A 2,227-nucleotide genomic window follows, 5' to 3' on the forward strand; every position below is an offset into this window, starting at 1 on the left:
GCACAAATGGAAAACCCGCTGGGACGGGTTTAGGCTATTTTTGATTTGGTCATTTCTGTGATTTTTTCGAATACTTTTTTGCTTGTGGCTATTGCCATTCTTGCATCCGTTTCATTCATATCGTGGGATAACTTGTAATCTGACAATATCCTGTTGTCTTTCAAAGATTGAAGCATATAGCCTAGCGCTATCAGATCGGTTTTATTGTATATTTCATTACCTTTCCAAGAGTCTGTTTTTAAATAATCAATCAGTCCTTGATGATTGTCTTTTGGGCCACCTTGCATGGCAGGGTACACATTATGATAGGCTGCATAATAAGCTCTGGAGATTGCATTTCTATACCCGACTTCATCATTTCTGGAAGAACAATCCTCAGCAAAATTTAGCAAGTCCTGACATGTTATAGACAAAGCTCAATCTCCCTCTCCTCGCGCTTATCCCCTCTGATCAAAGCACTAAATTTTTTATCTAACAACTCGTCATATTCTGCCAGCTTATACGAAAGTTCAAGGTTCATAGTAGTCAAAAGTTCAACATCATCCGTATAGACAGACAAGCTATACATGTTAACTTTTTCTTCATGGCCTATAGCGGAAATAATCTCTATTCCAGAAACTTTAACTCTATGATTATCAATAACATCAATAATATTATTTGCTATTATGGCAACCTGATCTCTATTTAAGCCAGAACCATCTAAAAAGTCCTGTAACATAGTTTTAGCCCCCTGAAAATTTTTAATAACAGGTCCGCTTTCCTTTTCTTGGCTGAGTTTCAAGTATTTTTCATAAAATTCATTTGCGCTGCATACATCGCCATGAAAGATATTTACCTGATAAGCCATAAAGCAAAAAGAAGGAGATTCATATTGGCGTGCTAATTTCTGGGATAGTTCTCTTCGCTCAGAGAAAAGCCCACGATGATGGATATAGGCCAAATAATTACCAGCATAAACAATATTAGGAATTTGCAGTGCTATCTCAAAATACTCAATCGCTTTACCTTTCTTATTAGCCAATCCATTAGCAAGTGCTTTCAGATATGCCAATTCAATGCCAGAGCTATATTTTTCGATGTCATTTAGATAGCGGCGAAGTTCAAACTCTGTAATAGAATCACCACGCATCAATGCATCAGTTAATTCATCCGCCAAGGCATCCTTTTTAAGTAGCGGCTGTGTCATGTAATATCCTTTATATTGAATTGGTTAAGCGCCATTATTATCTCATTGGGTATTAATGGTAGGCAGGACAGTAGTTCCGAATAAAATCACAAACAATTCTCTCAATGTTGGTATTTATTGAAAGCAATCTATCTTCCAAATCAGGGTATTGATTTGCTGGCTTCACCAGATACCTAACTTTATCTCTGCACACTGTAAGTTCAGCATATGGAGTGACATAAAATCCGCATGGATTATCTGTATTTTCAATAGTCACGATGAATATTTGTCGATTGGGATCACGCCTGAAACTTAACCGTCGTATGAAAAATTCTTTCTGGGAGCGGTTGTCAAAAAAACTATCAATTATCTCTGTCGAGTGGCTAATAGTCTGTACAGATCTGGTATGCTCAGTTCTCACATAGCCCCCTAACGTTATGAAATTAAAAGAAGAACCTATTTTACATTTAGCTCATTGATAAATATTCCTTGCGGTAATACTAGTCCGATTGAACCTTAAGTTCAATAGCATTAGCTATATTGATATTGTTTCGTTGACAATCAGAATGTATCAAAATATGCTAGTTTTAGCGCTAGTGATGGCCTTTGTCACTTTTTCATGCTGACCAGCCGACGCTTACCGCTCATCAGTTCACCAGTGCGTCGATCATCATTATCAATAACTGCGTCGTACTCTTCACGGGTAAAGCCTTTCTCATCGGGGAATTTAGCTTTCAGCATCATCTGGAACTCGGTCATAGTTAACCGCTCGGATTCTGTACGTGACATATTAAAGTGGCAGCGGGCTGCATTAATGTATTCGATGGCTTTAAACTGGTCAGAAAACTCTTCCGTTCCTTCATTACGCTGGAGTTTTCGGATTTTCACTCTGCCAATAACGCCATGTGTTATCAGTTCCTGAGCGACCACGATAATGTCATTAATTGGCATTCGCCCCGGACGATAGACAACGCCTCTGCGCCCCGGTCGCCAGTCACCGATTAGCTCTTCTACATCCTCTTCACAGCACGCCTGTATCACCATCATTGAAGTTGATAGAAT

At 38.8% G+C, this 2,227-nt stretch carries 3 protein-coding genes; all 3 read right to left on the minus strand.

All coding sequences use genetic code 11. The annotated features are described in order from the left end of the window. Window positions 1-29: 29 nt before the first annotated feature. Complete coding sequence (locus Xbed_RS18405; RefSeq protein WP_086114271.1) at window positions 30-413, minus strand: hypothetical protein; 384 nt, start codon at window positions 411-413, stop codon at window positions 30-32. Beyond that, on the minus strand, window positions 404-1,186 hold the full coding sequence (locus Xbed_RS18410) for a hypothetical protein (RefSeq protein WP_086114272.1): 783 nt from the start codon (window positions 1,184-1,186) through the stop codon (window positions 404-406). Before Xbed_RS18410 ends, Xbed_RS18405 begins: the two co-directional genes overlap by 10 nt. A 588-nt stretch (window positions 1,187-1,774) precedes the next feature. Beyond that, a partial coding sequence (locus Xbed_RS18415) for a DUF6246 family protein (RefSeq protein ID WP_086114273.1) occupies window positions 1,775-2,227 on the minus strand: 453 nt, incomplete at its 5' end.

The organism is Xenorhabdus beddingii, from assembly GCF_002127545.1.
GTDB lineage: Bacteria > Pseudomonadota > Gammaproteobacteria > Enterobacterales > Enterobacteriaceae > Xenorhabdus > Xenorhabdus beddingii.